Below are 26,099 nucleotides of genomic sequence, written 5' to 3'. Positions count from 1 at the left end.
AATGGATAAAACCTACAATCCGCAAGATATTGAACAGTCACTCTATCAAGACTGGGAAGAAAAAGGCTACTTTAAGCCATCAGGCAAAGGTGACGCATATTCAATTATGATCCCACCGCCAAATGTCACCGGTAGCTTACACATGGGCCACGCATTCCAAGACACTATAATGGACACCTTAACACGCTATAAGCGCATGCAAGGTAACAACACATTATGGCAAGTAGGTACTGACCACGCCGGTATTGCTACACAAATGCTGGTTGAGCGAAAGCTTGCTGCCGAAGAAGGTAAAACACGCCACGATTTAGGTCGCGAAGCCTTCATCGATAAAATTTGGCAATGGAAAGAGCAATCTGGCGGTACGATCACTAAACAGCTTCGTCGTCTTGGCGCATCGGTTGATTGGGATCGCGAGCGCTTTACAATGGACGATGGTTTATCAGACGCGGTTAAAGAAGTTTTCGTACGTCTTCACAAAGAAAATTTAATCTATCGTGGTAAGCGCCTAGTAAACTGGGATCCAAAGCTTCATACGGCAATTTCTGATCTTGAAGTTGAAAACAAAGACAAAAAAGGCCACATGTGGAACTTACGTTACCCATTGGCTGATGGCGTAAAAACACCAGACGGTAAAGACTACATTGTTGTAGCAACAACACGTCCAGAAACCATGCTAGGTGACTCAGGTGTTGCGGTAAACCCTGATGACGAACGCTACCAAGATTTGATCGGCAAAGATATTTTATTACCGATTGTAAATCGCCGTATTAAAATTGTGGCTGACGAACATGCCGATAAAGACAAAGGCACGGGTTGTGTAAAAATCACACCAGCTCATGACTTTAACGATAATGAAGTAGGTAAGCGTCATCAAATGCCGATGATTAATATCTTCGACAAAGATGCAGCAATTTTAAGCCAAGGTGAAACTTACACCTTTGACGGTAAAGAGCTTGAATTTGATGCACCAATTCCTGAGCGCTTACATGGGCTTGATCGTTTCGATGCGCGTAAAGCGATTGTGGCTGAATTTGAAGAACTTGGTCTTCTTGAAAAAATTGAAGATCACGCTTTAACTGTACCTTATGGCGACCGCTCTGGCGTGGTGATTGAGCCATTGCTTACCGATCAATGGTATGTACGTGTTGCACCACTGGCAGAACCTGCAAAAGACGCGGTTAAAAATGGCGACATTAAATTTGTACCACAGCAATATGAGAACATGTATTTCTCATGGATGAACGACGTACAAGATTGGTGTATTTCACGTCAACTTTGGTGGGGCCACCGTATTCCAGCTTGGTATGATAACGAAGGCAATGTATTTGTTGGCCGTGATGAAGCAGAAGTTCGCCGTGAAAATAACATCGCGGATGGCGTTGCACTTCGCCAAGACGACGACGTACTTGATACCTGGTTCTCATCTGCACTGTGGACATTCTCAACCCAAGGCTGGCCTGAAAATACCGATGACTTAAAAACCTTCCATCCGTCTGACGTGTTGGTTACTGGTTTTGACATCATCTTTTTCTGGGTTGCTCGCATGATCATGATGACGATGCACTTTGTTAAAGATGAAAATGGCAAACCACAAGTCCCCTTTAAGACGGTGTATGTAACTGGCCTTATTCGCGATGAAAATGGCGATAAAATGTCAAAATCAAAAGGTAACGTACTAGATCCAATCGATATGATTGACGGCATCGACCTTGAGAGTTTAGTGACTAAACGTACCAGTAACTTGATGCAAGAAAAGGTCGCTGCAAAAATAGAAAAAAACACCCGTAAAACGTTCGATAATGGCATTGAAGCACATGGTACTGATGCCCTGCGCTTTACATTAGCGGCAATGGCTTCAACTGGTCGTGATATCAACTGGGATATGAACCGCCTTGAAGGTTACCGCAACTTCTGTAATAAGTTATGGAACGCCAGCCGTTATGTACTTATGAATACAGAAGAGCAAGACTGTGGTTTTGCAAACGACGCAGCGAAAGAATACTCACTCGCTGATCGTTGGATCTTAGGTCAATTTGAGTCAACGATTAAAACGTATACTGAGCACTTAGATAACTACCGTTTTGACTTAGCGGCTAATACGCTTTATGAGTTCACTTGGAACCAATTCTGCGATTGGTATTTAGAACTGACTAAACCGGTATTGTTTAAAGGTAACGAGGCGCAACAACGTGGCACGCGCCATACGCTTATTACCGTGCTTGAAAGCTTGCTACGTTTGATGCACCCAATGATGCCATACATCACTGAAACTATCTGGCAACGTGTTGCACCATTAGCGGGTCTTGAAACAGCTAATACCAGCATAATGGTACAAGCCTTCCCATTATTTAATGACGCAAACGTTGACGCTAAAGCAATGGATGATTTGGAGTGGGTTAAACAATTCATTCTAGCCATTCGTAACATTCGTGGTGAAATGGATATCAGCCCAAGTAAGCCGTTATCAATATTACTAGCTAATGCATCGAATGATGATGTACGTCGTATTGAAGACAATAAATCATTTTTAGCATCACTTGCTAAAATTGAAGAGTTTACTTTGCTTGATAACAAAGACACAGCCCCTGCGTGTGCAACTTCATATGTTGGCAACCTTGAGATCATGATCCCAATGGCCGGCCTAATCGATGTTGAAGCCGAACTTGCACGTATTGCTAAGCAACTTGAAAAAGCTGAAAAAGGCCTAGCCCAAGTGCAAAATAAACTAGCTAACGAAAAGTTTGTTAACAACGCACCAGAAGCTGTTTTAGCTAAAGAAAACGAGAAGCTTGCTGAGTTCTCTGATGCAAAAGCAAAACTGTTGGAGCAAAAAGCTAAAATTGAAAGTTTATAAAACTTCAATTAGCTACTTGAAAACGCGAGCTTTTTAGCTCGCGTTTTTGTTTCTGTTTTAAGTCCAGCCATCTATACTGCCTGATAAATAATTATAAATCACAGGAACCATCCCAAAATGAAAAAAATCTCTCTCGCTTTAGCCCTACTAGCTATAACCTCAATGTCACAATCAGCACTTGCACAAGGTAAGTTTTCCACTGGAGTCGGGCTCTATGAGTTTGGTGGTCATACCGGTGTTAAATATAGATACTCAATTGATGACACACATAAGTTATCTGCTTCAGCAGGTCTTATAGGTTACTCGTTAGGCTATGAATACACGCTCTCTGAGCATGTTACTGCCGGGCTTGCATTAGGCCAGCAAGTTGTTGTTGCTGAAGATGGTTATCTAGTTGCCAAGTTTAATTATTACTTTCAAGGTGTTGATAGTGCTAGCTGGGTAATAGGTTTAAGCGCAGGCGTAAAAGAAGATGACGGTGATTGCTTTGTTTTTTGTGAAAAAAAAGACACAGATAAAATAGAAGGAACAATGGGCATACACTTAGGTTATCAATTTTAAAAAGGCAGCTAAAACTGCCCTTTCATTTATTTTAACTAAATAGTTAACCGAGCTTCGGATAATACATCCACCTCCAGCTGGAGCTTGGTAAGTACCTTAACCTAAGTTCGGTTATTTAAGTTAAAACGTGTAGTTATACTGCGCACCAAATAAATATGCGTGGCCATTTGATTCAAATGACCATTGCTGAGCAATATTGTCATTCTCAGTAAATTTTTGTGTTTTACCACGTAAGATACTCATACCAATATCTAAGTTTGATTGCTCACTCATCGTGTAATTCACACCAAACGAGTACCAAAAACGATCCGTATCTGGGATTGAAATAGACATATGATTTTTATCGGCTGGTGATTCATCGTAGGCTATACCTGCGCGTAATAATACTGACTTGTTAAACTGGTAATCACCACCAATTGAGTAACGCATCGCATTTGAGAAGTTTTCATCTTTAGAAAAACCTGGCTGATCACGACCTTCAACATCTGCTTCTAATTTGTCAAAGCTACTCCAACCTGTCCACATAACGCTATAATGTAAACCTGTTTTATCATCTAATTGATGAGAACCTGAAAACTCTGCAATCGCAGGAAGCGTTATTGCTACGCTGCCTGGAAGACTAGCCCCACTCGTGCCACCCATTGTTGGCGGCAACTCACTTGAAAACTCACCATCAAAGGTGATATCGGTTTCACTGCGATAGTTAAAACCAAAACGGCTATTTTCATCTAACTGATACATAGCACCAACATTCCAACCAAAGCCAGCATCATCACCTTCTAAGTGAGTTGCCTCAGTCTCTGCAGGTAAACCAAATGGGTTAGCACCAAAGTTTCGGACAATTTTCGCATCAGCATAAATGTAGTTTAAGCCAAGACCAACACTAAATTGATCATTGATCTTATATGAACCACTTACATTCATGTTTACAGTCACGATCTCAGTTTCACCCGCAAGCTGACCCGCAGGGTAATTCTCATCAAACTCAGTCGCTAAACCAAAGTTTGAGAATGCGCCAAAACCAACCGCGAACTTATCATTAATTGGCATTAAAAAATAACCAGCAGGCACAAACGCACTAGGAGCAATACTACTATCATTCAGTGCATTTGGATTTACAGCAGCATTACTTGCCCCTGTACCCTCTAGGCTTACATCTGGAACGACTGCAATACCAGCTATACTCAGCTGCTTTTCTTTAAATACTGACATTAAGGCAGGGTTACGTGCAATTACAGACGCATCTTCAGCTATAGCCGCTTCACCTGCATATGCCCGACCAAGGCCTGACGCACTATGTTCTGCAAGTTGAAAAGCTGCCGCAAAGCTATCAGCCGACATTACAGCAAGTGATGCCGCGATAAGTGTTTTTGTAAGTTTCATTATGTGTCCTTAACCAAGCACGACGCTTGGGTTCTCATGTATGTTGTTATTATGAGTAATTACTCTATTCAAAACTTTTATACACTACATCAATTTTTTACGAAAAACTGTAACAAAGCGTTAAAAACACACATTTAAGCGAATATTTAACAGCTAAGTAACAACTTTTTAAAACACATCGGATGAGAGCAAGGCAAAACCATTTGCAATTAATTATCATTTAGATTGACTTGATAATTAAGCGCATTTAGACTGGCAAACATATCAAGTGAGGGGATGATCGCTATGGAGATTGGATTAATTATTGCTGCATTAGCATTTTGTGGTGCTAGCGTTTACTGTTTTTGCAAAGCTAACTTCTGCGCCTGCACTAAAGCGGGTGAATGTGATAATCCAGTAAACCACTATTGGCTAGGAGCAATATTAACGGCGATGGTCGCATTACTTTGCTGCTGTGCTGCACTGCATTCAGAAAACGGTACATTATTATGGTTATTGCTGATGTGTAGTTGCTTTAGCGGTGCATTACTATCAGCCAAGCAATCAGCCAAAAGACGTTGTGATAAATCCATCACTAAAAAAGGTGTTAAACCACCAGATGCTCTTTTAACAAACGAGCCAAGTTAAGTTGATAATCTAGCGGTTTGATACTCGCGAGTATCTTTAGCCCTTGCTCTGACGTATTTAAATCAATGTCTTTTGATGTGACATGGTGGTTATGCTTAGCGTTATAAAATACTTTTACTTTAGGTTGAATTGGATTCTTATGGTTTCCTTCTGTGACCAAAGCAAGGCGTTCATTGGTTAATTTAACAATAGTACCGACTGGATAGACACCTAAACACTTGATGAATCGCTGCACTAACTCATTATCAAACAACAAATTATTACTTAACAAATGACGTAATGCATTTATTGGCTCATCACCAATTTGGTGCGGCCGATCGGATGTCATTGCATCGTATACATCCACAATTGCCATGATCCTAGCAGGTCGACTAAGTTTCTCTCCTTCTATACCACGCGGATAGCCGCTACCATCCAAACGCTCATGATGATTTACTATCATATCTAGCATCAATGGAGTAATACCCTTCTCCCCCTTAACAAGCCCTAAGCTTTGTGCTACATGCTTTTTAATTGCCTGCATTTCAAGCTTATTAACATCTTCGGACTTTGAGAATATCCCTTGTGGTAGCTTTGCTTGACCTAAGTCATGCAGTAAAGCCCCCATAGCCAGCTCATGTACTACTGATTCTTTGTACCCTAGGTATTTTGCAAACACAGTGACAAAAATGGCGCAATTAATCATGTGCTGCCAGTTATACATATGCTTATCTTTAATGCGCGTTAAAATTGTCATCGCATTGTAATTACGAAATACTGACGCAACAATGTCTTTTGCTATGTCATCAAGCAGCGAAATATTCATTTTTAAACCCGACGTTATATCGCCATATAACCCTTGTAGTTTACGATTATGCTGCTCATAACTCGTGCTAGCTTTTGCAAACTCTTGCTCTAGTGTAATTATCTTTTTTATTTTGCCTGTTTGAGTTTTGGAGGTGGGCTTTATAACGGGTGTTGCTTTTGGCTTTTCTTGATATTTACTCGGAACCCCGACATTACTTTGCGTAAAATCAATGAGTAACTCCTGTACTCCTTCCGATACTAAACGTTTAATAATCGATTTATCGCGAACTAAACCCCGGGTTTTAATTTTAATGCTATCAATACCCTCAAATTGCTTGCTAACACTGTCAACAAACATACCAGGAATAAGTTCTGAAATAGGAAGGGTAATGAGCATATAAGAATTAATTTATTTCGCTAAATGATGATTTTAATTATCAACTATTCAATACAAATGTCTATAACAAAGATAAAGAATACGAAATAGGTATTAATAAGCTGGTGAGGTCAAGAATCGTTATTAACTAAACAATAGGAAATTGTTCTAGGCCCTAGTGGCTAGGACCTAGCGATTAACACATTACTCTTGAAAGTAAGTGCCCCAACCATCGTACTCAACGTCGGTATCTACAGCTAATTTAGCTAGTTTATCAACGTCTTCCATAATAACTTCAACATCTAGCTCTGCTTCCACAACAATATCAAAGCTCCAAATTTTGCTGCCGTCTTCAAGCTCAAGTTCCGCAGGCTCTTCAACGTCATAGCCAAGTTTAAATGCGGCTAATGCTGCTTGCTCAAGCTTTACAAAATCTTCGCATACAAAGTGATGCTCAACTTCATAAAGGATCTCTGGATCTGATCCGTCTTCTAGTAACGAAGTTACAATGTCTTCACTAATTTCACGCCAATTTTCCATTACTTTTCTCTCACTTGAGCATCTAATTCAGTTATTCTAGCAGCCATTATAGAGTGAATACGTGTTGCGTGTTCACGTGCCCCAATAGTTTTATCGAGGTGCACCGGCGCTAGCATGTCTATATAGATTGTACCATTGTCCCAACGATTTAGCTTAATGGTTTTATCAGTTGTACTCATACAGACAGGCACAATCGGCACTTCGGCGTTTAATGCAGTATGAAATGCACCTGTTTTAAATGGTAATAAGCCACGCCCATAGCTACGCGTTCCTTCAGGAAACATCCATACAGATAGACGTTGCTGCTTTATTTTGTCAGCTGATTTAGAGATAGTACCGGCAGCCTTTGAGCGATTACTTCTATCGATTAAAATATTGCCAGAAAGCCAATAAAGCTGCCCAAAAAACGGGATCCACTTCAGGCTTTTTTTACCTAAACTTACACAGCTTTTTGGTACCGCCGCGGGTAACGTAAAGATATCATAGTTATTTTGGTGATTAGCCACATACACCGCCGGTCCGCTATTTAATAGGTCTGGGTGGCGAGTGATCACTAAATTCACCCCAAGCATTCTGGCCATCGAACCAAACCAACCAGAAATAATGTGTACATTATTACTATGAAATGGCTTTACAAGGCACAATAACAAACCTAAAACACAGCTAAAAACAATAAATAAAGCCATGATTATTATACGAAAAAAAGCTAACAAAGAGACTCTCCTCAAAAATTCAGAGCACATTATATCGTTATTTTAGTCGCTAAACGAGAGTTAAGCGCACACTTGTAAGCTTAAATTAATTTTCATATTTCATTTCAACGAACTAGCGAGCCAATCGGTTTCAATTTTAATGCCCTCACTTAATAAAACTTTAGCCTGTATCCTAAATTATTCCAATCACCTCAAGCAAAAACGGCCTGCAAATGCAGGCCGTTTTATTAAGTAGTTACGCGATTATTCATCGCTCGTATCTACATCTATCTCTTCAACAGGGTTAAGCTCAACAACGGCTTCATCAACACGCTGTAATCCACGAGGTAATTTATTACCCCTGCGTCCACGTTCGCCATGATAATGCTCTAAATCGCTCGGCTTAAGCGTCAATTTACGCTTACCAGCATGTAAAGTAACACTTGTGCCATTTGGCACCACCGCAAGCACTTTTACAAACTCTTCACGTGCTTGAACCTTGGCACTTGGGATGGAGATAATCTTGTTACCTTTACCTTTACCTAGTTTTGGTAAGTCACGTAATGGGAATAACAACATACGCCCTTCATTTGATATCGCCATGCAGTAATCGCTGGCTACATCATTAACGCGAATCGGCTCAAGCAACTGCCCGCCTTTTGGTACACTCACTAACGCTTTACCATTTTTGTTCTTACTGACTAAGTCAGCAAAATCGGTGATAAATCCATAGCCAGCATCAGAGGCCATAAGCAGTACTTGCTTATCCTCCCCCATAACCACATGTTCAAACGTTGCGCCGGCTGATAAATTAAAGCGCCCTGTCATAGGCTCACCTTGGCTTCGTGCTGATGGTAAGCTATGTGCGTCAGTTGCAAAGGCTCGTCCGGCAGAATCTAAAAAGACTGATGGTTGGTTACTCTTACCCCGTGCTGAGGCTTTGTATTCATCACCTGCACGATAACTGAGCCCTGCTACATCCAGATCATGACCTTTACCAACACGTGCCCAGCCTTTTTCAGACAATACAACGGTTACCGACTCTGATGGTATTAAATCTTTTTCACTTAATGCTTTCGCTTCTAAACGCTCGACTACTGGTGAACGACGATCATCACCATACAACTCAGCCGCTTCTTGAATTTCTTTTTTCAGCAATGTCGACATACGACGATCAGAACCAAGCGTTAGCTCTAGCTTATCACGTTCTTTAGCGAGCTCATCTTGCTCACCGCGAATTTTAAACTCTTCTAATTTAGCTAAATGGCGAAGTTTTAATTCTAATATTGCCTCAGCCTGTATATCTGAAATACCAAAGCGTTCCATTAATACTGGCTTTGGTTTATCTTCAGCACGTATGATTTCAATTACTTCATCAATATTTAAAAAGGCAGCTAATAAACCTTCTAAAATATGTAGTCGCGCTAACACTTTATCCAAACGATACTGTAAACGTCTACGCACTGTTTCGCGGCGAAACACTAACCACTCAGTCAAAATGGTACGCAAGTCTTTGACTTGCGGACGACCATCAAGGCCAAGCATATTTAAGTTTACGCGGTAGTTTTTTTCCAGATCGGTTGTGGCGAATAAGTGAGCCATTAATGGTTCTGCTTTAATGCGATTTGAGCGAGGAATAATCACAATACGCGTTGGATTTTCGTGATCAGATTCGTCACGTAAATCAGCTACCATAGGCAGTTTTTTAGCATTCATTTGCGCTGCGATTTGCTCTAAAACTTTACCGCCTGAGCATTGATGCGGAAGCGCGGTGATAACAATATCGCCATGCTCTTCGGTATACACCGCACGCATTTTAATCGAGCCGCGACCTGTTTGATAAATTTTTTGAATATCAGCTTTGGGGGTGATTATTTCCGCTTCAGTTGGGTAATCCGGTGCGTGAACTAACTCTAGTATTTCGTTAAGTTCTGCTTTTGGTTTATCTAGTAATAAACAACATGCACTGGCGACTTCACGCACATTGTGCGGCGGGATATCCGTCGCCATACCAACTGCAATACCTGTAATGCCATTGAGTAAAATATGCGGTAAACGCGCTGGCAATACTTGTGGCTCATCCATGGTGCCATCAAAGTTTGGCGTCCAATCGACGGTGCCTTGACCAAGCTCTTTAAGTAATACTTCTGCAAATTTAGATAATCGTGCTTCTGTGTAACGCATCGCGGCAAAAGACTTAGGGTCATCTGCTGCACCCCAGTTGCCTTGCCCATCCACTAGTGGATAACGATAAGAGAACGGCTGCGCCATTAACACCATGGCTTCGTAACAAGCACTATCACCATGTGGATGGTATTTACCTAGCACATCACCGACTGTACGCGCTGATTTTTTATACTTAGCCGCAGACGAAAGACCAAGTTCGCTCATCGCATAAATAATACGACGCTGTACTGGTTTTAAGCCATCACCAATATGTGGCAACGCTCTATCCATGATCACATACATGGAATAATTCAAATAGGCGTCTTCGGTAAAACGTCCCATTGTTTGTTGTTCAATTCCTTGCATTAGCAAGGTATCTGTATCACTCATCAAAGCCTACCTAATTTTTTTTATAGCTTACACGGTAGATCACATTGGCATAATCATCGGAGATCAATAAGCTGCCATCGGCAAGTTCTGCAAAAGCAACCGGACGACCCAATGTTTCTTCGTTTTTCATAAAGCCCGTAATAAACGGCGTGTATTTTACCACACGTCCTTGCTCAATGGTGGCAAGCGCCACTTTATATCCAGATTTTTTACTTCGGTTCCACGATCCATGCTCAGCCACGAAAAGCTGTTGCTTATAATCAGCAGGAAATTGCTTGCCTTTATAAAAGTGAATCCCTAAAGGAGCTACATGCGCCCCCAATGCTAATGCTGGCGGGCTATAGTCAGTAATACTCTTATCTCTGCCAAATTCAGGATCTAAGATGGCACCAGCATGTACGTAAGGAAAACCAAAATGCTCCCCTTCGTTTGTTAACCGATTTAGCTCATCAGGTGGTATGTCATCGCCCATCATATCTCGGCCATTATCACTAAACCACAATGCTTGTGTACTGGGATGAAAATCAAACCCCACAGAATTACGAACACCTTGCGCTAATGTTGTCATTTGTTTGGTGTTGATATCTAAAGAAAATATACGCCCATAACGTTCATCTTCAGCACACACATTACAAGGGACTCCCACAGGTATTATTAACTCACCCGATGGCGAAAACCGTAAAAACTTCCAGCCATGATGGCGCTCAGTTGGTAATGCGTCGTACACTACATCGTATTTAGGTGCTTTAAGTTGTGTGTCAACATTCTTAAAGCGAATAATACGGTGCACTTCTGCTACATATAAATCATTATCTTTAATTGCTAAACCTGATGGCATTGTTAAGCCACTGGCCACCAGTATTTGTTTATCAGCAACACCATCGCTATTGTGATCAATCAGCGCATACACATTGCCAGCTTTACGTGAGCCAACATACACGATGCCTTTTTTGGAGACTGCTAGCTGACGTGCATTTTCGACGTCGCGGGCAAAAATATTAATTTTAAAGCCGTCAGCAACACTTAGCTCTTTTAGCATATTTTTTGCTGCTAATGGTGTACTTAACATACTCAATGCGAGTAATGATGTTAGTAATTTATTCATTGATTTCTACCCTGTTTCGGCCATGCTCTTTTGCAGTATATAAGGCTTTGTCTGCTTTTTTCAGTAAATCTTTAAATGAAGTTAATTCAGAACTTTTTTGTGCAACGCCAAAACTTGCCGTTATTTTAATGATCTGACCATCACTAATTATATGCTCTTTCTCTATATCACTTTTAATGCGGAAAGCTATTTCAGTGGCTTCAACTGATGTTGTATTATTCAATACAACTAGAAATTCTTCACCGCCTATACGCCCTAAAAAATCACTTTCTCGAATAGCTCGCTGCGATATTTGAGTTACAGCCTTTAAAACTAGGTCGCCTGCCGGGTGACCATAGTTATCATTAATTTTCTTAAAGTGATCTAAATCAAAACAGATAAGTGTAAATTTTTGATTATCTAATTTAAGCTGTAACCACTGTAATTCAGCTAAATCCATAATCTTACGTCTATTAGCTACACCGGTTAAAAAATCAGTGTTTGCAAGCAAGCTAAATTTTCGTCGTAAACGATACTGTCGCCACGTAAATATTAATAACACCAAAAAGAGTAATAGCACACTTAACATTGCTGTTTTTTGAAGTGTTTGTTGTTGCTTTATTTCTTGTAAAGCAAACTCATTTAATTCTTTGTTTTTTTCAAGAAGTTGCTTTTCAAGCTCGACCTTTTTTATATCAAATTGCACTTTATGACGTGATCGAGATAATTCTCGTACTTGATTATAGTATTGTGCACTGAGCTCTATATGAGCTTGCTGATAAGAAACTGCTTGTTGGTAATTACCTTGCTGTATCGCTAATTGCGCTTGCAGTGCAACTAATTTCAACTCTAATGTCACACTATTTTCAACAGGGATATTTGCAAGTAGCTGTCGCGCCTTTTCAAGTGTACTACTTGCGTTAGTTAAGTTATTTTTTTTGAGTTCAATCTCGGCTTGAATATACAGATGCTTAATAATATTGTGCACATCTTCAAGTTCATGAAAATATACATTGCTCAAATTTAGGTAATCGATTGCTTTGTCTAAATTATCAAGTTGTAAGTTAGCTTCTGCAATAATGATGTAAGCGTAATAGTCAAAGCTAGGATTTGCCACTTCATAGTTTATTTTTAGCATTTTATTTGCATTATCAATGGCATCTTGACTACGTGATAACTTTAAATAAATTTTTGCTAAATGAAAATATGACACCATGATATCAAACGATAGGTCATTTTTTAAAAAGTAAGCGAGCGCTTTATTTTGCAGCTCAATGGCTTTTTCAAAATCAAACAAGAACTCATATGATTTTGCCATAGTTGACTCTATATAAGCTAACTTCAGTTGATTGCCACCACGACTGATTAGTTCATACGCTTTATAAAAATAGTCAATCGCGCGAATTTCGTCATGATTGTAAACATAATAACTTGCTAACGAGCTGTACACATTACCTTTCAAATCATCATCGCCAAATAGCTCAGCTTTATTCTTTGCCTCTAATAATGCGGTTAACGCATTTTTAGGATCGCCTATAGAATTATAAATATTCGCTTGTACAAGTAAGTAATCTATGTGGGTAAAATTATCTAATAAGTCTAAATGAACGGAAACTTGCTTTTCGAGCTCAATTGCGGGTGTCATTTCACCATTTAACAGATAGTTTTCTGCTAGATATATTTGTAATTTTGAACGTTGTAACGCCGTTACATTATTTTCATGTTTAGATAATAGTTGCGTAAGATAGGTAATTGCTTGAGTTGGGTCTTGAATACTTTTTTTCTCTGCAGTGGCTAATTGCGTGGTTAACCACTGTTCATCAAAGGTAGTTTTTGCACTTACGGTATTTAAAAACAAATACCCACATACAACAAAGCTCACTATTAAACTTTGCAAAACAGCTAATATAGCGTTTTTCCTTTGCTGTATGTGCATCATAAATCTTCCTGATTTTTATACTTGGGCACGATTACCGTGATCTTCTAACCATTGGCGACGATCTGATGAGCGCTTTTTAGCCAGTAGCATGTCCATCATTTCTAAGGTCGCTTGCTCATCTTCAAGCGTTAATTGCACTAATCGGCGGGTATTCGGATCCATGGTCGTTTCACGTAATTGCAAAGGGTTCATTTCACCCAATCCTTTGAAGCGTTGTACGTTAACTTTACCACGTTTTTTCTCGGCTTCTATGCGCGCTAAAATACCTGATTTTTCATCTTCATCAAGCGCGTAGTAAACGTCTTTGCCTATATCAATTCTAAACAAGGGTGGCATAGCAACGTACACATGGCCTTCTTTTACCAATGTCGTAAAATGACGTACGAATAGCGCACATAATAAAGTTGCGATGTGCAAACCATCCGAATCGGCATCCGCTAGAATACAAATTTTATTATAGCGTAAAGTTGATAAATCACTTGAGTCTGGATCAATGCCCAGTGCGACAGAAATATCATGCACTTCTTGTGATGCTAAAATTTGTCCTGACTCAACTTCCCACGTATTTAAAATCTTACCTCGTAGCGGCATAATAGCCTGAAACTCACGATCACGTGCTTGTTTAGCCGAGCCGCCAGCAGAGTCACCTTCCACTAAAAACAATTCAGTTCGGTCATTATCTGCAGCGCTACAATCAGTTAATTTCCCTGGTAATGCGGGGCCTGCGGTAACACGTTTACGTACTACTTTTTTAGCTGCTCGTAGGCGTTTTTGGGCATTAGAAATACACAGCTCTGACAACAGCTCTGCTGTATCCGTGTGTTCATTCAGCCATAAACTAAACGAGTCTTTAACTACGCCAGATACAAACGCTGAACATGAACGCGATGAGAGCTTCTCTTTAGTTTGACCTGCAAATTGTGGATCTTGCATCTTTACTGATAAAACGTAACTACAGCGTTCCCAAATGTCATCAGGTGTCAGCTTTACTCCGCGCGGTAGTAAGTTTCTGAATTCGCAGAACTCACGCATGGCTTCAAGTAAACCTTGGCGCAGACCATTAACATGCGTACCACCTTGAGCTGTTGGTATTAGGTTTACGTAACTTTCAGCAATTGATTCGCCACCATCCGGCAGCCAAACTACAGCCCAGTCTGCTCCTTCGGTTGAACTTGAAAATACACCTGTGAATGGGTCTTTAGGTAAAACGTCATAGCCTTTTACTGCTTCATTTAAGTAATCTTTTAAGCCAGTTTCGTAATACCACTCTTGGGTTTCTTTAGTTTGTTTATTAACAAATTTAATACGCAAACCTGGGCAAAGTACGGCTTTGGCTTTTAATAGGTGATGCAATTTAGTCAGTGAAAAGTTAGCCGAGTCAAAATAGCTAGCATCTGGCCAAAATCGGACTGTGGTTCCCGTATTACGTTTACCAACAGTACCAATAATATTTAAGTCTTCAACTTTATCGCCATGTTCAAATGCCATCATGTACTGCTGCGCATCACGTCGAACAACAACTTCTACGCGAGTAGAGAGTGCATTTACTACCGAAATACCTACACCATGTAAACCACCCGAAAACTGGTAATTTTTATTTGAAAACTTACCACCCGCATGCAGTTTAGTGAAAATCAACTCAACCCCAGGAATACCTTCTTCTGGGTGAATATCAATTGGCATACCACGACCATCATCACTGACTTCTAAAGAATTATCTTCATGCAGAATGACGTCAATTTTTGTGGCGTGTCCGGCCATTGCTTCATCGACACTGTTATCAATTACTTCCTGCCCTAAATGGTTAGGACGAGTAGTATCGGTATACATGCCCGGACGGCGTTTTACTGGTTCTAAGCCATTTAAAACTTCAATGGCTTCGGCGTTATAATTTTGCTGACTCATAGTTTTTATCTTTTATATGCTTGGCTATTTTTCGTGATTTTAAGAAAATCGACAATGCTCGCAAAGGTGCTCTCAAAGTTAACAAAACTGTGATCGCCTCCAAACTCTATATGCTGCTTACATTGTGAATAATATTTAACTGCCTGTTGAAACGCCAATACTTCATCGCCTGTCTGCTGTAATAAGTACAGTAGCGATGGCTGTTGTAAATCTGAAATAGACAGTGACTTTAGCGCACTAATATGACTTTTATTTAGTTCGTAGTGGGTATCCTGATATGGATTATAATTTGACCCTAAGAATGAACTCAACAATAAAAAAGGCGTAACTGCAGGATTGATCACTACAGCTGGCAGCTGATATTTTTGCGATAAATAAGTGGCATAAAAACCACCTAAAGAGCTACCTAACAACACTGTATTTGGCGTGAGTAGTTGCTCGATTTGAATAATTGCGTGAAACGGTTCATGACTCAACCGCGGTACGCAGTATTCAACACCATAGTGTGCCATATACTCACCAAAGCGCACAGCTTTAAATGACTTTTCACTGCTATTAAAACCGTGAATATAAATTACTCGTTGAGCCATATCAACTCCGATTTCACACACAGTGGTTCAGCTGTATTTAGCCTTTCAAGTGTTATTAAACGGTAGCTAGCACCCATATTTTGCTGCTGCCAATCAATACTATGCTTAGTAAATTGCACCGAGCTGGCTGGTGTAGATAAAATATCAACACTTCTAAATTTAAACTGATAATCGTTATGTACATGACCATGAAACAAATGGTTAACTAGGCCACTGTTATGCAATACATTGAGTAATTGAGGGCCATTTTCTAGCATGTGTTTATCTAAATAACCATTTATAGGCAATGGATTATGATGACAAAAAACCACTGCAGGCTGTTGCGATGTTGCCAATACCTCTGAGAGTTCATTGATATGTTGCTCACTCACCCAACCTGCAGGCGTTGGCCCTTTAGAGTTAACCAACAAAATATCGAAGCCACTAGCAATAAGGCGTTTAGCACTTTTTATTTGGCCACCAGAAATACGCTGCATTAAACTTATTTCATCATGATTACCTGGCACCCAAAATACGGGGCATGTTAAAGGGGAATCAGCGATTAACTGGGCAAATAATAAATAGGATTCAAAGCTGTGGTCTTGCGTTAAGTCGCCACCAAAAATTACAGCATCTAGAGGCTGCTGCGCCATATGTGTCAGCGCGCTAGAAAAATGCTTTGCGGTATTCACGGCAAAATACTCACCGTCAATATCACAAAATAAATGGCAGTCGGTGATATGGGCTAAACGTAACTGGGGAGTATTAAACTTTGCAACCTCATCAAACCAAGCCATTATCTACATCCCAGTTGAGAACTGCGCGGCCACTTTCAACACACGCAACTAACCAATCATACAAAAATGCATTAAGTTGGTACTTTTCATCTTTTTGGTGCATTTGTGGATTAGGGTAACCATAAGATGGCTTTATTCTTTGATGGTAATCATGGTGAACTATTTCTGCGACCTTAGCATCATGATACAAGCGCACAGTTAAAAAGAGTGGATTAAACCCCTTTAGCATTCCTGTTAATTGCCTGATTGAAATATCCATTGTGTACTTTGCGCAACCATCCACTTTAATCGTAAATTGGTTATTGCCCAACTGAACGTCCCGAGCACTCCCGACTTCCCTATCACTAGGTAATAGTTTTAAAGCGCGTAAGTAATTGTGCTCACATAACGTAAGGTATTTAGGTAGATTTTGAATATATCGTTGTTTCACTGCAAATGCTGTCAAGTTGCCGCCATTAAATTAGAAATTAAACGTAATCAATTTTAAATGTACTTTAGATTATTCAACACTATGAACTGTTATTTTACGCATTCAGCTATTATACGCTCGCGATTTAGTGCAAGCCATTGTAATGAAATAACCGTAGCAGCATTATCTATCTCACCGCTTTTTAAACGCGCCATCGCATCTGTAAAACTCACTATGTGGGTTTTAATGTCCTCACCTTCGGTCTCAAGTCCATAAATCCCACTGTTAAGCTGGCTCAAATCGGTTTTAGCTAAATATAGATACAAACGTTCAGTGGAACCTCCGGGACTTGAAAGGTAGGACAACATAAACTCTAATTCAGTAAGCTCTAACCCTGCCTCTTCAAACGCTTCACGCTTAGCGACATTCTCGTAATCAGTGCTGCCATCCGTCATTCCTGCTATACACTCTAACAACCAAGGCGATGGCTTACTTTTAATTGCACCGATTCGAATTTGTTCTATTAATAAAATACTATCTAAAGCAATATCATAAGGTAGCACAGCCACGGCGTCGCCACGCTCTAGTATTTCACGACGAATCGTGTCCGATTGACCACCGGCAAAGAGAGCATGTTCAAACTGATACAAGTTAATATTAAAAAAACCTTTATACAGTGACTCTATTGGTGCGACTTTAACATCGTGTTTGCTAAATTTTGCAAGTTGCTTGCCCATATTCTACTTTCCTTAAATTAGTAAGCACAACAAAATAAATCATTATACTGTGCATACAAATAATTATATTCTGTTACATTTGATCACGGTGTTTTATGCAATTTTTTTTTTGTTATTTGCTAAAACAGGTTACCATGCTTTTAGTATGCAAATTGTCTAAGGACTGAACGAATAATGAAAAAGAACATTCTTGCTGCGCTGATCGGTTTATCATGCGCATTAACTGCTACAGCGTCAAATGCTGAAAATTTAATTCAAGTTTACGAGATTGCCACGGTTAACGATCCAACTGTATTAAAGGCAAAAGCCCAAGCGGACGCGCAATCTTATAACAGTGACCGTGCTATGAGCGCTTTATTACCTCAAATCGGCTTTAGCATGGGTTATAGCAAAAGCGATAGTACTTCTTATGATGGTTCTGACTTGACTGGCTATGAAAAATTAAAAGGTGATTCAGACTCATTCACCCGCGGCTTAAGCTTAAACCAAACGCTGTTCGATTTAGGTGCTTGGAACTCTTTAGGCATTGCAGATAAGCAAGCATTACAAGCAAATGCACAATACGATTTTGCTCAGCAAGACCTGATTGTCCGTGTTGCTGATGGCTACTTTAATGTATTAAGTGCTATTGATAACCTAGAGTTCGTAAAATCTGAAAAGCGTGCAATTGAACGTCAACTTGAGCAAACAAAACAACGCTACGCTGTTGGTTTAACAGCTATTACTGAAGTTCATGAAGCCCAAGCACAATTTGATAATTCAGTTGCTCGTGAAATTGTTGCTCAAAACGGTGTTGAAACAGCCCGAGAATTACTACGTGAAATCACAGGTAAATACCACGCTAAACTTGATACTTTGAACACTGAAACTTTTTCGACGGTTACCCCAAGCAAGAAATCGGTTGATTTTATTGAAGTCGCAAAAGAAAACAACTTGAACCTTCAAGTTGCAAAAGTAACCGTTGATATTGCAAAGGATCAAATTGATTTAGCGCAAGCTGGTCATTATCCAACGCTGACTTTAAAAGCCAGCTATGGTGATACGCTTAGTGATTCAAACCGTAACCATATGAAACCACGTGGCGATAGCACAACTGTTGGTTTGAACTTTAACGTTCCGATTTACTCAGGCGGTGCTACATTGGCGGCAACTGAGCAAGCCCGTGCTTTTTATGTATCAGCGAGCCAAGATTTAGAATCTAGCTTACGCGGCGTAACTCGTTCAGTAATCACATCCTATAACCAAGTGGTTTCTGATATTGCGACGTTTAAAGCCCTTGAACAAGCCGTTGTATCAGCAGAAAGTGCATTAAAAGCCACTGAAGCTGGTTTTGAAGTAGGCACGCGTACCATTGTTGATGTATTAAACAGTACGCAAAACCTGTTCAACGCTAAACGTAATCTTGCTGATGTACGCTATCGTTATGTCGTATCAACACTGCGCTTAAAACAAGCCGCTGGTACGTTAACAAGCAACGATTTACAAGCGATCAACAAAGGTTTAAAAGCAATCTAATCCCTTCGTTTAGGTAATGATTGATAAATACTTCAAAAGCCAGCAACTTGCTGGCTTTTTTGTATTTTTACATTCATACAGTTAAACTAGCTTCTTTTCGATTTGAGATACTTTCGTGGTCAACACATCTGCATTTAAATTATCTTTTTTAAGCCCGCGTTATTGGCTGACTTGGATTGGCGTGTTTTTTTTATACGCTATATCTTGGTTACCTTTTAAATTTCAGCTTTGGTTAGGGAAACAACTTGGCCGTTTAGTATATCGGACGATGAAAAGACGCCGCCATATTGCAGAGGTCAATATTAAGCTATGTTTTCCTGACATGCCCGATACAGAGCAACAAGCTCTGGTTAAAAAGAATATGGAAAACACTGGCATTGCAACACTTGAAACAGGCATGGCGTGGTGGTGGCCAAATTGGCGTATTAAGCGTGTTTATGGCTCAGTAAAAGGCCTTGAACATTTTGACCAAATTCAACAATCCGGGAAAGGTGTATTATTACTGGTACCACACATTTTGCATCTTGAAATGGCGAGTCGTGTAATGGGAATTCATCATCAAGGCGTTGGCTTTTATCGCCCTCACAATAATCCGTTGATGGAATTTTTTATGACCCGTGGCCGATTACGTTCAAACGAATATTTAATCGGCAAACGTGATGTGAAAGGTCTTTTAAAAGCACTCAAAAACAAAAAGGTTTGTTACTATTTACCCGATCAAGACTATGGTCGAAATCGCTGTGAGTTCGCTCCTTTTTTTGCAGTCTCAAAAGCCGCCACTACCACGGGTACACTCCTATTTGCTGCAAGCAAAAATTGTGAAACAGTCAGTTTAATCAGTCGTCGTGATAAACATGGTAAATATCACTTAGAAGTACTTCCTGCTTTAGATAATTTTCCCAGTAGTGATGATAAAACAGATGTAACGCGTGTTAACCAACGCATTGAACAAGCTGTAAATGCCGCTCCAGAACAATATATGTGGTTACACCGACGATTTAAAACACGCCCAGATATTAACGCGCCCTCTTATTACAAGTGACAATTTCTCGTTAATATGCTTTTATAAACAAATATCAATACAAGGGTATTAGCCATGTGGTTTTGGGTTAAGCATTTATCATTAGCTGTTATTTTAATAGCTGCAGCTATCTATTTTTTATTTGGTCATGGTCCAGTTGTCGATATAAAAGAGACACAAAATGCTGCAGCTCAAGGTTTATCACGCTTTTATGCATCTTTACGTAATCAGGTAAATAAAAGTAATGAACGTGACAAATACGTACTTACTTTGCCAACGCCTGAAATGGGGATTGATGAAGTATTAACTGATCGTGCAAAAGTGGTTGATCCCTCTTCACCTAGCTGGTCAGGAGCTGTAACTGCACGTCGCTTTGAAAACGGCTCAACATTAAGAAAAGTGCTTTCTGACTATGCTCGCAGCGAAGATATCGTGCTGTATTGGTATTTAAGCAAAGATTATGTTGTTAAAGATCATTTTCGTGTTGATAGTAATTTCAACTCGACGTTATATCAGGTTGGTCGCGCCATTAACGATGATTTTGAAAACGAAGTGTATACTTTTTTTTGTTATAGACAGCGAGCAGCGGTGATCACCGAACTGCCCTCTGAATATGTACGTCAAAACTGTAGGCGCCTAAAGAGCTAGTTGAAATATCTGCTGCCACGTACGAGTAACAAACGAAATATGTGTGGCAAACTCATCTCTTGTGACACATCGGCCTCGTTGATCTAAGCTTAATACGTGGTAGCACGAACGATAGTCAATATAGGCTGCAATAAGCCCTTCTTTTGTGTCATTGCTAATACACCCAAGGCGTGCGGCATCCGTTAAAATTCTTACATTGTCCGAATAAGTAGTCAGTTGTTCAAATGTATGGGCATTACTGAGCACCAAATATTGAGTGATAAACTCAATATCAGCCATCCCCCCAGCATCTTGCTTTAAATCAAACAGCTCACTATCACCTTTAGCCAAATGCGTGCGCATCTTTTCTCGCATGTTGATTACATCATCTTTTAGCTTTTGTGGTTCTCTTTGATCGCATAAAATACCTAATCTAATCTGTGCAAAACGTTGTTGTAACTCACTTTGCCCTAAAATCATGCGAGAACGCACCAAGGCCTGATGCTCCCACGTCCACGCTTGAGTTTGCTGGTAATGATTAAAACTCTCTAGATTGATTGCCATTAACCCTGAAGCACCCTCAGGGCGCAATCGGGTATCTAGTTCATATAAAATCCCCGATGCTGTACGTGTATTAAATAAGTGTAATAAGCGCTGTGCTAGTTTTAAATAAAATTGACGAGAATCGATAGCTTTGGTTCCGCTTGTTTGATCTGTCCCGTCATGATTATGCACAAAGACTAAATCCAAGTCTGAATCATAGCCCACTTCAAAACCACCCGTTTTACCATACGCGATTACCGCAAAGCCTTTATTTTCGTCATCTGTATTTGGTGGTATACCAAAGCGCTGTGCCATTTGATGCCATGCAATATTTACTGCTTGCTCAACAATCGCTTCTGCAAGTGCTGTTAAATGATCGCTGACTTTCATCACATCTAAGACACCCGTTGCATCAGCTGCAGCAATTCGTAATTGGTGAGTTTGTTTGAATTGTCGCAATGCTTCCATCTGTAATTCTAAATCAGCACTGTCTATACGTAAAAAGTACTGTCGAATTTCATCCTTGTAAGCAGATAAAGGCGTTGGCTTATACAACACTGCTGGGTCAATTAACTCATCAAGCAAAATTGGATAACGTGAAATATGCTCGCCAATCCATTTACTATGACAACATAGTAAAACGAGTTGTTTTAGTGCACCTGGATTTTCATACAACAGCTCTAAATAAGCGGTTCGAGAAATCACCTTATTTAATACTTGGCAAATCATACCAAATACAGCGCCACTGGCTTTTTCGTTAGTAAGCTGCTTAAGTAAAAGTGGCATTAATTTATCTAAAATATCACGCCCACGCGTACCTATCTTTGTTTTGGTTAATCGTGATTTAAAATCATCAAGCGCACTTTGCCAATCTTCATTAGGTTCGCTAAGCACACTAATATCTGTATGCTCCCACGCGCTAACAAATGCCCCTTCACAAGGATCAACAGGCTCACTCTCATAACCAATGACATATTCAAATTCACTGTGAATGCCCGCCATTATTTTTTCAATAAAGACTAAGCAATGGCTAAAATCAACTTGATTAAGTAGATAATTTAAACGCGATTGATTAAGCTCGTCATCGGGCAGTGTTTGCGTTTGTTGATCACTGAATATCTGCAAGTACTGCTCAATACGCCTAAGTATTAAATAGTTACGCTCTAATAATTTAGCCTCAGCTTCGCCGATAACTTTTATTTGATTCAGTTGCTTTAGTGCTTTTAACAATGATTGGGTTTGTAAATTTGCATCACGACCACCACGCACCATTTGTAGTGCCTGCACTACAAATTCAACCTCGCGTATACCACCCGCTCCTAATTTAATATTATTAGTTAATCGTTTGCGGCGTACCTCTTGCGCTATCATTTGCTTCATTTTTCTTAGTGATTCAATCACTGAAAAATCAATATAGCGACGATACACGAACGGCTTGAGTAGTTGATAAAACTCATCGCTATAACGAGTTTGAGGGCCAATCAAGCGACCTTTTAGCATCGCATAGCGCTCCCATTCACGCCCTTGTTCTTGGTAGTAGTCTTCTATGGCATTAAAACTCATTACCAAAGGACCACTTTCACCAAACGGGCGTAAGCGCATATCCACTCTAAATACTTGCCCATCTAACGTTGTTTGATTAAGTGCTGCAATCAGTTTTTGTGCAACTTTATTATAAAAAACCTGCGCCTCTAAAGAACGTCGCCCACCTTGGGTTTTAACACTGCGTGGATAAGAGAATATTAAGTCAATATCTGATGAATAATTAAGCTCTTGTCCACCTAGTTTGCCCATTCCCAAGACCATCATGGCCAGCGGCTGCTGCTGTTCATCTAAGGGTTTACCATTGACTTGAGATACTTGCGTAAACGCCCAATTATTAGCACTGTTGATGAGTTCATCGGCTAACTTAGAAATATAACCTATACTATCGGCAATCTCATTTTTATAACATAAATCTAAGCAGGCTACTTTTAACCAATAGCGCTCACGGTAATGGCGTAATATTCGATGACACTGCGCCTCATCAACGTCGCTTAGTATTAAATCTTGAAATGGATTTGGTGCATCACGCAAAGCCATTTCTGCGTCGTTAATTAACATATCACTTAACGCTGGTTGTGACTGTAGAGCACGCCAGGCAAAGTCACTCAATCCCAGTAAGTTAATAATTAACTCATTCGGTGCCTGTTCTGGATATAGCTCAAAAAAGCGCTCGCTACCGAGGGTGTAAAGTGGTGTTGGGAGTTGCTTGCCAAGTGTCATCAAATACTCTCTTTTATCTAAGCCATAACCGTACTAAAATGAATCACATAATAATAACCAACTAAGGTTTTACATGTCATATTTGTCTTTATCTAACACTAGTTTACTCGCGATTGCTATTAGTTTTATCGTTATTTGTTTAACCGTTATTTTCCTGCGCATCGTAAGTCAGCTCAAAGCGAAACAAGCGCTCAAAGAAGAGCTTGCCCAACATGACAACTTTGCAATGGGGATCAGCTTTGCATCTGAAATTACGGTCGTAATTACAACCATTGCTTTTTTATTCGATGAAATTAGCCTCAGTGCAGCACAATCCAACCCATTAAAAGTTGTCTTTTTAGTAGTATTATTATTTGCGTTTATTAAATTAGGGCACTTAATTCACCGAAAATGGATTCTCCATAGATTTAATGAAGAAGCAGCCATATTAAAACAAAACGTCTGCGCTGCTTTGGTTGATTCAGGTATGTTATTGGCTAATTGTATTATCACATTAGGCTTATACAGTTGGTCACATACTCAAGGGTATAGCAGTTTACTTATTGTGTTTGTTAGCTTCTTTTTATTACAGGGCATTTTTGCGTTAGATAGCAAAATACGTGAATATCGTTTTGCTCACGCAAATCAAGGCGCATCGCTGCAAAGTAACTTTAATTTAGAAAACACATCAATTGGGATTCGTTATGCGGGTAAATCTATTGGTCTTGCTTTAGCCGTCTATGCAGGTTTAGCAAGTGCAACGTTTCATAGCGGTAAAATGGTAGAGAATTTATTCACATTAGCTTTACATTGCGGCACTATGTGGTTATTACTGTATCTACTAACTAGTATCATTAAATTTATTTCATTGCCAAATATTGATACGGCACTTGAAATTGATCATCAAGATAACATTGGAATTGCTTGTATTGAATTTGCTGTTTTCAGCGCTATAGGCTATTTACTAATAAGTATGTTTTCAATTTAGCCATGAAAAGTTCCAAAATATGTGGGGCCCTATGCCGTTTGAAGTAAAGAATTATCTACTGATAGATAACGATAGTGAATTCAGTCGGCAATTTACTGAGTCTTATTTTGCCAAACCAAACGCAAAGGTCCCAAGCACATTAGTTATCGCAGGTGCTAATACTCGTCACTTAGTAAAGCTGATGTTTGATGAACTAATCAAAGACTATTGCTATTGCGATTTTAATAATGAAATTAGCGTATCAGAACTTGCCAGTTATCTGCATGAGCATCACGATATTGCAGGGGTATTATTTAACCAAACTGACTATTTGCTCGCCGATGAAAAGCAACGCTTTATATTTAACTCGTTACACTCAATTCGTTTTTTAGTCTCAGAAAAAGAAGGAGGTTACCACTTTGAGCCCGTCACTGACGAAGCACAAAACAACCACCTTTCTTGCCAAACTGAAATAGCGGAAACCCCTCAAGATTTAGCCAAATTATACGAAAAGCTAAATAACTAATTACAGTCACGCCGCAATAAATATTTGCACCTAAGAGGTGACTTACATACCATAACGCCATTAACCCATTCTGTTAAAGGTCATCATGCGAGTTCCTCATATTTATCAAGCAAGCGACATAGTTATTTCAACTCCTCTTACTTTAGACGACGATGCCGCAGGCCACATTGGTCGAGTATTACGCATGAAAGTAGGTGAGCGTATATCGCTGTTTAATGGCTTAGGTGGTGAATACCTTTGTGAGCTTATTGAAGTGGGTAAAAAAACAGTGGTTGCAATGCCGCTAGAGTTTCATGACAAAGATGTAGAGTCACCATTGAGCATCCATTTAGGCCAAGGAATTTCTCGAGGCGATAAAATGGACTTTACCATTCAAAAATCTGTAGAGTTAGGGATCACTGAAATCACCCCTATTTTTAGCCAGCGCTGTGGTGTTAAATTAAGCCCTGAACGACTAGCAAAAAAACACTTACAATGGCAAAAAATAGCCATTGCTGCTGCAGAGCAATCTGGCCGTAACCGTATTACCACTATCCACCCACCTATTGATATTAGCGATTGGCTTGTGCAAAGTAGCAACGAAATAAAACTTACTTTACACCCTCGCGCAGAGCACAGCATTAAAACAATTACAGTGCCTAGTAGCGGCGTACGCTTTTTAGTAGGCCCTGAAGGTGGCTTTACTGATGATGAAATAGCCCAAACCAAACAACAAGAATTTGTTGATATTCGGATTGGTCCTCGCGTATTACGAACAGAAACTGCCGCTTTAACGGTCTTAAGTGCATTACAGCTACAATTTGGCGATTTAGCTAATTGAAATTAGTAGAACTACCCT

Annotated in this window: 22 protein-coding genes; 9 read left to right on the top strand and 13 right to left on the bottom strand. The window is 39.8% G+C overall.

Annotation, left to right across the window (positions count from 1 at the left end):
- Position 1: 1 nt before the first annotated feature.
- Both ACJJVX_RS07510 and ACJJVX_RS07505 read left to right on the top strand, forming a co-directional pair.
- Positions 2–2,857, top strand: coding sequence for a valine--tRNA ligase (locus ACJJVX_RS07510; RefSeq protein WP_054454509.1), 2,856 nt, complete (start codon positions 2–4; stop codon positions 2,855–2,857).
- Between the two features lie 117 nt (positions 2,858–2,974).
- A complete protein-coding gene (locus ACJJVX_RS07505) occupies positions 2,975–3,418 on the top strand; it encodes a hypothetical protein (RefSeq protein WP_054454511.1) in 444 nt (147 codons plus the stop codon).
- Between the two features lie 120 nt (positions 3,419–3,538).
- Here the strand turns inward: ACJJVX_RS07505 and ACJJVX_RS07500 are convergent, their stop codons facing one another.
- Positions 3,539–4,801 carry an outer membrane protein transport protein gene (locus tag ACJJVX_RS07500; protein ID WP_405630847.1) on the bottom strand — a complete coding sequence of 421 codons (1,263 nt, stop codon included), beginning with the start codon at positions 4,799–4,801 and terminating at the stop codon, positions 3,539–3,541.
- 285 nt (positions 4,802–5,086) lie between these two features.
- Between ACJJVX_RS07500 and ACJJVX_RS07495 the strand changes: the two genes are divergently transcribed.
- Positions 5,087–5,428 carry a hypothetical protein gene (locus ACJJVX_RS07495; RefSeq protein ID WP_054454513.1) on the top strand — a complete coding sequence of 114 codons (342 nt, stop codon included), beginning with the start codon at positions 5,087–5,089 and terminating at the stop codon, positions 5,426–5,428.
- On the opposite strand, the gene ACJJVX_RS07490 is transcribed toward ACJJVX_RS07495, so the two are convergent.
- The 11 genes from ACJJVX_RS07490 to ACJJVX_RS07440 all read right to left on the bottom strand — a co-directional run bounded on the left by ACJJVX_RS07490 (position 5,388) and on the right by ACJJVX_RS07440 (position 17,818).
- Entirely contained in the window at positions 5,388–6,611 is a 1,224-nt protein-coding gene (locus tag ACJJVX_RS07490; protein WP_405630846.1) for an HD-GYP domain-containing protein, read from the bottom strand. The two genes, ACJJVX_RS07495 and ACJJVX_RS07490, sit on opposite strands and share 41 nt — an antisense overlap.
- 183 nt (positions 6,612–6,794) lie before the next feature.
- Positions 6,795–7,130, bottom strand: a complete 336-nt coding sequence (gene rraB / locus ACJJVX_RS07485) for a ribonuclease E inhibitor RraB (protein WP_054203162.1) — start codon at positions 7,128–7,130, stop codon at positions 6,795–6,797.
- Entirely contained in the window at positions 7,130–7,843 is a 714-nt protein-coding gene (locus tag ACJJVX_RS07480; protein ID WP_054203161.1) for a 1-acylglycerol-3-phosphate O-acyltransferase, read from the bottom strand. The genes rraB and ACJJVX_RS07480 overlap by 1 nt, the downstream gene beginning before the upstream one ends.
- Before the next feature lie 243 nt (positions 7,844–8,086).
- Positions 8,087–10,378, bottom strand: coding sequence for a DNA topoisomerase IV subunit A (gene parC, locus ACJJVX_RS07475; protein WP_054203160.1), 2,292 nt, complete (start codon positions 10,376–10,378; stop codon positions 8,087–8,089).
- A 10-nt stretch (positions 10,379–10,388) separates the two neighbouring features.
- The gene (locus tag ACJJVX_RS07470) at positions 10,389–11,483 is read right to left on the bottom strand and encodes a sorbosone dehydrogenase family protein (protein ID WP_054454521.1); all 1,095 of its coding nucleotides are present in this window, start codon (positions 11,481–11,483) and stop codon (positions 10,389–10,391) included.
- Complete coding sequence (locus ACJJVX_RS07465) at positions 11,476–13,401, bottom strand: tetratricopeptide repeat-containing diguanylate cyclase (RefSeq protein WP_054454524.1); 1,926 nt, start codon at positions 13,399–13,401, stop codon at positions 11,476–11,478. The genes ACJJVX_RS07470 and ACJJVX_RS07465 overlap by 8 nt, the downstream gene beginning before the upstream one ends.
- A gap of 15 nt (positions 13,402–13,416) precedes the next feature.
- Positions 13,417–15,306, bottom strand: coding sequence for a DNA topoisomerase IV subunit B (gene parE / locus ACJJVX_RS07460; protein WP_054203157.1), 1,890 nt, complete (start codon positions 15,304–15,306; stop codon positions 13,417–13,419).
- 5 nt (positions 15,307–15,311) lie between these two features.
- Positions 15,312–15,896, bottom strand: a complete 585-nt coding sequence (locus tag ACJJVX_RS07455) for a YqiA/YcfP family alpha/beta fold hydrolase (RefSeq protein ID WP_054203156.1) — start codon at positions 15,894–15,896, stop codon at positions 15,312–15,314.
- Entirely contained in the window at positions 15,881–16,672 is a 792-nt protein-coding gene (locus ACJJVX_RS07450; protein WP_064435782.1) for a metallophosphoesterase, read from the bottom strand. The genes ACJJVX_RS07455 and ACJJVX_RS07450 overlap by 16 nt, the downstream gene beginning before the upstream one ends.
- Complete coding sequence (locus ACJJVX_RS07445; protein WP_054203154.1) at positions 16,659–17,117, bottom strand: DUF1249 domain-containing protein; 459 nt, start codon at positions 17,115–17,117, stop codon at positions 16,659–16,661. The genes ACJJVX_RS07450 and ACJJVX_RS07445 overlap by 14 nt, the downstream gene beginning before the upstream one ends.
- 74 nt (positions 17,118–17,191) lie before the next feature.
- The gene (locus tag ACJJVX_RS07440; RefSeq protein WP_054203153.1) at positions 17,192–17,818 is read right to left on the bottom strand and encodes an NUDIX domain-containing protein; all 627 of its coding nucleotides are present in this window, start codon (positions 17,816–17,818) and stop codon (positions 17,192–17,194) included.
- Between the two features lie 174 nt (positions 17,819–17,992).
- Between ACJJVX_RS07440 and tolC the strand changes: the two genes are divergently transcribed.
- From tolC to ACJJVX_RS07425, 3 genes are all read left to right on the top strand, one after another.
- Positions 17,993–19,333, top strand: a complete 1,341-nt coding sequence (tolC, locus tag ACJJVX_RS07435) for an outer membrane channel protein TolC (protein ID WP_054203152.1) — start codon at positions 17,993–17,995, stop codon at positions 19,331–19,333.
- 115 nt (positions 19,334–19,448) lie between these two features.
- Complete coding sequence (gene lpxL / locus ACJJVX_RS07430) at positions 19,449–20,375, top strand: LpxL/LpxP family Kdo(2)-lipid IV(A) lauroyl/palmitoleoyl acyltransferase (RefSeq protein ID WP_405630840.1); 927 nt, start codon at positions 19,449–19,451, stop codon at positions 20,373–20,375.
- 54 nt (positions 20,376–20,429) lie between these two features.
- Positions 20,430–21,002: a TcpQ domain-containing protein gene (locus ACJJVX_RS07425; RefSeq protein ID WP_054203150.1), complete on the top strand. Its 573-nt coding sequence runs from the start codon at positions 20,430–20,432 to the stop codon at positions 21,000–21,002.
- Here the strand turns inward: ACJJVX_RS07425 and glnE are convergent.
- Positions 20,991–23,789 carry a bifunctional [glutamate--ammonia ligase]-adenylyl-L-tyrosine phosphorylase/[glutamate--ammonia-ligase] adenylyltransferase gene (glnE, locus tag ACJJVX_RS07420; protein ID WP_054203149.1) on the bottom strand — a complete coding sequence of 933 codons (2,799 nt, stop codon included), beginning with the start codon at positions 23,787–23,789 and terminating at the stop codon, positions 20,991–20,993. The genes ACJJVX_RS07425 and glnE overlap by 12 nt on opposite strands.
- Positions 23,790–23,862: 73 nt before the next feature.
- Here glnE and ACJJVX_RS07415 point away from each other — a divergent pair, with 73 nt between their 5' ends.
- The 3 genes from ACJJVX_RS07415 to rsmE all read left to right on the top strand — a co-directional run bounded on the left by ACJJVX_RS07415 (position 23,863) and on the right by rsmE (position 26,081).
- Positions 23,863–24,756: a hypothetical protein gene (locus tag ACJJVX_RS07415; protein ID WP_054203148.1), complete on the top strand. Its 894-nt coding sequence runs from the start codon at positions 23,863–23,865 to the stop codon at positions 24,754–24,756.
- A gap of 31 nt (positions 24,757–24,787) precedes the next feature.
- Complete coding sequence (locus ACJJVX_RS07410; RefSeq protein WP_054203194.1) at positions 24,788–25,261, top strand: hypothetical protein; 474 nt, start codon at positions 24,788–24,790, stop codon at positions 25,259–25,261.
- Between the two features lie 85 nt (positions 25,262–25,346).
- Positions 25,347–26,081 (top strand): 16S rRNA (uracil(1498)-N(3))-methyltransferase, encoded by a 735-nt coding sequence (gene rsmE, locus ACJJVX_RS07405; protein ID WP_054203147.1) that lies wholly within the window; start codon positions 25,347–25,349, stop codon positions 26,079–26,081.
- Positions 26,082–26,099 lie beyond the last annotated feature (18 nt).

Origin of the sequence: Pseudoalteromonas sp. Ld20, from assembly GCF_045064175.1 — a bacterium.
GTDB lineage: Bacteria > Pseudomonadota > Gammaproteobacteria > Enterobacterales > Alteromonadaceae > Pseudoalteromonas > Pseudoalteromonas neustonica.
Note: the sequence above shows the minus strand (reverse complement) of the source record. Positions and strands in the feature narration are given on the sequence as shown.